Source organism: Yersinia sp. 1252 StPb PI, from assembly GCF_048593885.1.
GTDB lineage: Bacteria > Pseudomonadota > Gammaproteobacteria > Enterobacterales > Enterobacteriaceae > Yersinia > Yersinia enterocolitica_E.
In genome coordinates this window covers 1-6,128 of record NZ_JAZGQE010000231.1, presented here as the reverse complement: position 1 = coordinate 6,128, position 6,128 = coordinate 1, and the positions used below count along the sequence as shown (strand labels likewise).

Below are 6,128 nucleotides of genomic sequence, written 5' to 3'. Positions count from 1 at the left end.
ATCTAAATTTTTAATGTTTTGTTACATAAACATTAGTTTCGCTACGTTATTGGCGCAACTCTGTTCTCGCTTACCTGGCTGCAAATTAGATGATTAAGGAAGCAATAATGAAGAAAATCTTACTTATTTTAGGTGCGGTGATGGTACTACAGACAGCGCCAGTGCAAGGTGCAGGTACTGCCAGTGGAACACTAAACGCAACACTCAACATCATCGCCGGTTGTTACATCGATAATGGCCTCGGGAGTGGCAACTTAAGTAATCTGGGCACTGTAAATTTCGGTACAGTGAGCGACCTAACCGCACCTCTTAGCGTGACATTCAGTGGCACCACCAACGATTCACTTAAATTGCATTGCAGCAATAATACCGCTTATTCCATCGCAATAGATAATGGGCTACATGACAACTCAGGGCAACGACGACTGGCTGGCGGAACATCAGAATTCGTCAATTATAACCTTTACAGAGACAACGGTTTTCTCCAGCCATGGAATGCGACGCCAGTATCCGGCACGGTTGATGGAACGGGCACTGGGTTGGCCACCGCGATCCCACTGACTATTTATGCCCGCGTCCCTGTTCAAGCGACCCCCAGTGTCGGCACCTATCTCGATACTGTTACCGTCACTGTTACCTGGTAATGGCAGGCCGCTTGTTTGCTCTGGCCGCCACTTGCAGCTTATTACTGCTGCCACTTTTTCCCGTTGGGGCTATAACGAAAAATGCCAATATCACCGTCCGTGCCACGCTATTGCCCACTTGTACTGCGGGCACCATTGTTAATGGCGCAACCAGTTTTGGTACCCTGAATTTCGGCACCGTGGTTGCGTTAACCACCCCGATTGCCGTCGCCGGTCAGGGAAATAACGGTGCCATTTCCGTCCAATGCAGTAAGGGGACCAGTTTTAATGTGCTACTCAGTGGTGGGCAGAGTGGTAGCACTGCCAGCCGTTATTTGGCCGGCGGCCCGTCAGGCCAGCATGTTAATTACAACCTGTATACCGATGCGGCACATAGCAAAATTTGGGATAACCTGACTGGCATTTCCCAGATTGCTACCGGATCAGTGGTGGTCATTCCGGTTTATGGTCTGGTTTTTGCCCAACCGACCCCGGCGGTTGGGACTTATACCGACACCATTCAGGTCACGGTGAATTGGTAAATATTATGGAGGATGCTGACAATGAAATATGCTTTATCTCAGTATAACCTCACCCGCGCCCTACTTATTTTCGTACTCAGCATCGCCGTTGCCCATGCTGCCACCTCACCGGTATCTAAAAGTTTCACTGTCAATGCAATAGTGCAAACCGGCTGTAGCCTTGGGGGCGGAGCCACCGATACCAGCAACTTTGGCACATTGGATTTCGGCACCGTCTCTTCATTGGCAAACGCCACTAACGCAATATCTGGACTCAACTCAGGCAGTATCGTCCTCCAGTGCAGTGGTAATCCCACGGTCACACTGGCACTTAATTCCGGGGCCAATACCTCAGGTAACATTTCTGCCGGCAGGCGCTTACTCAACAGCACAACGGGCGAATATTTGCTGTATCAAATATATCAAAACTCTGCCCGAACCCAGATCTGGGGGGATGGTGCCAATGGGGGATCGACACGTTTAGTGACCACCGATGGCACCCTGCAACAAGTCATTTTATATGCACAACTGTCTGCCAGTAGTACGCAACCTAGCGCTGGCGTCTACACAGATACTTTATTAGTTACAGTTACTTATTGATTACTGGCACGATGCCGCAGGAGATTTCACTATGACGCCATTTAACCTACTATCTCGGGTAATATTGCTTTCGGCCACACTGACCAGTAGCCAACTGTATGCTGCGGCCTCCGTTCTGATCTGGCCCATTGACCCGATAATTTCAGACAGTGATAAAGCCACTGCATTGTGGTTGGAAAATAAAGATAGTCAGCCTATCTATATGCAGATTCGGGTATTAGGTTGGCAGCAGGTCAACACCCAAGACGATTACACCCCGCAATCAAGAATTATCGCCAGCCCACCGGTTGCAACTATTCAACCCGGTAAGCGTCAACTGATTCGTTTAGTCAAAAACGCCCCCGTTCCCGCCGGGCAAGAACAAGCCTACCGCATATTAATTGATGAAATACCTTATAAGGACCCAAACGATAAAACCGCCCCCGCTGCCACTCAGTTAGGGCTGAAATTCCAAATGCGCTATTCCGTTCCCTTGTTTGTTTACGGCAGTGGTGTGCTGGCGGCATCTGATAGCACACCAGCCCCCGGTGTTATGCCGACGAAACTCAGTTATAGCGTGCATTCACAAGGCGAGAAACAATGGTTGAATATCTCTAATCAGAGTGCTGTTCATGCACGGATTTCGCGGGTGACCCTGCAAGAGAAAGACATTAATAAAGGTTTACTCGGTTATGTGTTAGCCGGTGCAAAAATGAGTTTCCCGCTCAGCCCAACAGCCAGAACAGGAGAATTAAGCGCCATTATCAATAACAGCACCAAACCCATAGTCATCCCACACCAATAAGGTGTTCGCATACAGCAGATAAGGTGTGTTTAATAATAACCTAGGGTTGGGAATGACTATCAGATTCAAGCTGTCACCATTATTAATATTGATGTATGGCTCAGTGTTGTTGCCTTCACTCATCCCCTGGGAGGTTTGGGGGGATAATCTGCCGCCACCTATGGCAACAATGCCCGACAGTACCTTATATCTTGAGTTAGTGGTCAATGACCGTAACTTTGGTGATGCTGTGCCAGTCATCTATCGCGGGGGACATTACTATCTTTCACCAGCACAGTTAAAAACCATCGGATTACCCTCTAGTGCAGAGGTTGCGGTTGATAAGATGGATAAGGTGGCCGTGAAATATGATGGAGAAAACCAACGGTTATTGATTGATGTTCCCAGCGAGTGGTTACCGAAACAGCAAATTAACTCTGCCGCAACTGATGATTTTAATCTTGCACAAAGTAGCCTAGGATTTTTATTAAATTATGATTTTTATGTCAGCCAGAACAGTGGTAACCCACAGTCAGGTAATGCCTCAGCCTGGAGCGAGCAACGTATTTTTGACCGTTTTGGTTTGATCAGTAATACCGGCGTTTATCGTACTAACTTTTCAGGTAATAACGGCGACACGGATAATAACGGCTATATTCGGTTTGATACCCAATGGCAGAGGAATGATGAAAAAAACCTGCTACGTTATACCGCAGGTGACCTGATCACCGGAGCCTTGCCCTGGAGTAGCGCGGTGCGCCTGGGTGGTGTTCAAATCGCGCGTAATTTTGCTATTCGCCCCGACCTTATTACCTATCCGATGCCGCAATTTGCCGGTCAAGCTGCGGTACCTAGCACTGTCGAACTGTATATTGATAACTTCAGAACACAATCAGCCAATATTAACCCCGGCCCTTTTGTTATCGATAATGCCCCTCGTATTAATGGTGCTGGCCAAGCGACTATTATTACAACCGATGCCCTCGGTAGACAAATCAGCACCTCAGTGCCATTTTATGTTGCCAGTTCACTGCTAAAACCCGGCATGTGGGATTTTAGCCTGTCAGCCGGTGCTTTACGCCGCAATTATGCCATCCGTTCTGCTGATTATGCTGATCCTGTCGCCAGTGGCGTGGTTCGTTATGGCACAACGTCTTGGTTGACACTAGAAGGCCGAGGGGATGCTGCCAAAGGCATGAATGTGGTAGGTGGCGGAGCCGGATTTCGGCTGGGCCTATTTGGGGTACTGAATGGTGCCTACAGTATGAGTAATACCTCTGCCGATGCATTTAGTGATGTCATCAGTCAACCAGCCACTGATATCAACAATTCAACCATTAATACCTCACAGGTTGCCATTAATACCCGTGGTGGTATCGGTAACCAGCGTTCATTAGGTTATACCTACAGTAATTCCTACTTTAATCTGAATGCTCAGCGCATTAGCCGCAGCGATAATTATGGCGATCTGGCTAATTACAAAAGCGACTTTCGTCTGAGCCGACGTACCGACCAGATAACCGGCAGTATCAGCCTTGGAAACTTAGGGACACTTGGATCTGGTTATTTCGATGTCAGGGATGCGCTCGGTGAGCGAACCCGGTTGGTCAATATCAGCTATAGCACCTCAATATTCCGTAATACCAGTATTTACCTCTCCCTCAATCGTGAGTTGGGGACCAAAGGTTACAACGCACAACTGATCTGGAGTATCCCGCTGGGTGAATGGGGATCAGCCAGCGCCAGCACCAGCCGTGATGTTGATAACCAGTGGTCCCAACGCGTGAATTATAGCCGGGCAGCGCCTTCTAATGGCGGGCTGGGTTGGAATCTCGCTTATGCCAACGGCAACAGTGAAAATAGCAGTTACCAACAAGCAGATATTATTTGGCGCACTCGGATAATGGAAAGTCGCGCCGGTGTTTATGGCAATAGTGATAACTATAATAGTTGGGGTGAAATGAGTGGCTGCTGGTTATGATGAATGGCGGCGTTTATGCCAGTAATATGATTAACGATGCATTTGCCTTGGTATCAACCAATGGTTTTAGCAATATTCCGGTCAGTTACGAAAATCAACTGATTGGTACTACGAACAACAACGGATATATCTTGATTCCGACAGTTTCTTCATATTATCAGGCCAAATTCCAGATTGATCCCATGAATTTACCTGCCGATGTCATATTGCCAACAGTAGAGCGAAATTTAGCGATCAGCGAACGCAGTGGCTATTTAATTGATTTTCCCATAACACAGATTACCGCCGCAAATATCAGACTTACCGATAAATCCGGTCAAGACTTACCGAAAGGCAGCGCGATATATACCACGGGCGACACACCTAGCGGTTATGTCGGTTGGGATGGTATGGCTTATATTGAGCAAGCCACCCAATTGAATAAACTCACCATCGTGCGAGCTGATAATGGCACCCGCTGCTACAGCCAATTCCAATTGAAAAATACTAAAGGGATACAAGATGCTGGTACAGCCATATGCCAATAATTGCCGTACCTGGCTATCGACAACTTTATTTAAGGAGCAGCTAATGATATCGCTCACGACGCGAATTGCCAGCAAGCTACCTCGGCCATACAGGCTACCTTACTGGTTAGTTCTGTCTGTACTGTGGTTATTGTCTGTCAGCAGTGCCACTGCGTGCACTTTTGCTGCCGCAGAAGTAAAACTGCCGCAAAATTCATCGTTTAATGTCAATACCCTCCCCGAAAGTGCCAGTGGTATAACGGCACTTGGCTGTGATGGAACAGCGCTGAGCGTATTATCCACCCCCGTATTGAACAGCACCATCACCAGCACTGCTAATAATCTTAATCTTAAGAATGCCGCCGGCGACTTAATTCCTTATTCAATCTATTCTGACCCAGGCTACAACAATCCCATTATAGTCGGGGGGAATATTAACTATGCTAACAGCAATTTACTCACCATCGTGCTGGGGAAAATAAAAGCCAATTTACCTATCTATATCCGTACTGGCAGTAATAATGCCATTAACATCAATATCAGTGCTGGCACTTATACCGATACTATCTCTTTGAACTGGAATTATGATTTATGCTCTGCCGTTATTGGCGTCTGTATCGGTGGCACATTCAAAGGAACGGCATCATCAACAGTCACTGTCACATTGGTGGTCAACAACGATTGTGTCATAAACGCCGCGCCCAATGTCGATTTTGGTAGCTACGCGTTAATGTCACAATTTATTCCTGTAAATCAATTTATCACCGCTACCTGTACCAAGAACGCCACCTTCACTACCTACATAACAAATGGCGATAATTTCTCTGCCCCTTGGCCCCAAATGAAATTGCTCCCAGGGAGTGTTATACCGGCACCCCCTACCGACTATTTACAGTATCAACTGTATCAGGGCTCGGGGTCGATTCCCTGGAATATAACCAACAAAAGATCAGATACCGCGACAGGCTCAGCTCAACAGATCCCTTATAAAGCGATGATCAATGCACAACAAACGCAAAGAACCGTTGGCACCTATCAGGACAATGTCAGTGTAGTGCTGGAATACTAGTGTGCTGCCGGAATACAGAGGATGAGAAGCCATTAACTCGTTGTGTTTTATGCACTATTGGTCTT

At 47.2% G+C, this 6,128-nt stretch carries 5 protein-coding genes and 1 pseudogene; all 6 read left to right on the top strand.

Annotated features, from left to right (window positions below):
* The first annotated feature begins 107 nt into the window (after window positions 1–107).
* The 6 genes and pseudogenes from V2A85_RS21360 (at window position 108) to V2A85_RS21335 (ending at window position 6,063) form a co-directional block, all read left to right on the top strand.
* Window positions 108–644 carry a spore coat U domain-containing protein gene (locus tag V2A85_RS21360; protein ID WP_372559177.1) on the top strand — a complete coding sequence of 179 codons (537 nt, stop codon included), beginning with the start codon at window positions 108–110 and terminating at the stop codon, window positions 642–644.
* On the top strand, window positions 644–1,165 hold the full coding sequence (locus tag V2A85_RS21355; protein ID WP_372559178.1) for a spore coat U domain-containing protein: 522 nt from the start codon (window positions 644–646) through the stop codon (window positions 1,163–1,165). The genes V2A85_RS21360 and V2A85_RS21355 overlap by 1 nt, the downstream gene beginning before the upstream one ends.
* A 21-nt stretch (window positions 1,166–1,186) precedes the next feature.
* Window positions 1,187–1,744: a spore coat U domain-containing protein gene (locus tag V2A85_RS21350; RefSeq protein ID WP_420072298.1), complete on the top strand. Its 558-nt coding sequence runs from the start codon at window positions 1,187–1,189 to the stop codon at window positions 1,742–1,744.
* A gap of 31 nt (window positions 1,745–1,775) precedes the next feature.
* Window positions 1,776–2,528, top strand: a complete 753-nt coding sequence (locus tag V2A85_RS21345; protein ID WP_420072297.1) for a molecular chaperone — start codon at window positions 1,776–1,778, stop codon at window positions 2,526–2,528.
* 52 nt (window positions 2,529–2,580) lie between these two features.
* A pseudogene (locus V2A85_RS21340) lies at window positions 2,581–5,015 on the top strand (fimbria/pilus outer membrane usher protein).
* Window positions 5,016–5,058: 43 nt separating this feature from the next.
* Entirely contained in the window at window positions 5,059–6,063 is a 1,005-nt protein-coding gene (locus V2A85_RS21335) for a spore coat U domain-containing protein (RefSeq protein ID WP_372559182.1), read from the top strand.
* The last annotated feature ends 65 nt before the right edge of the window (window positions 6,064–6,128 follow it).

Excerpts from the sequence above, each read along its gene's own strand:
- V2A85_RS21360 (WP_372559177.1), top strand. The coding sequence starts at position 108 with ATGAAGAAAATCTTACTTATTTTAGGTGCGGTGATGGTACTACAGACA.
- V2A85_RS21355 (WP_372559178.1), top strand. The coding sequence starts at position 644 with ATGGCAGGCCGCTTGTTTGCTCTGGCCGCCACTTGCAGCTTATTACTG.
- V2A85_RS21350 (WP_420072298.1), top strand. The coding sequence starts at position 1,187 with ATGAAATATGCTTTATCTCAGTATAACCTCACCCGCGCCCTACTTATT.
- V2A85_RS21345 (WP_420072297.1), top strand. The coding sequence starts at position 1,776 with ATGACGCCATTTAACCTACTATCTCGGGTAATATTGCTTTCGGCCACA.
- V2A85_RS21335 (WP_372559182.1), top strand. The coding sequence starts at position 5,059 with ATGATATCGCTCACGACGCGAATTGCCAGCAAGCTACCTCGGCCATAC.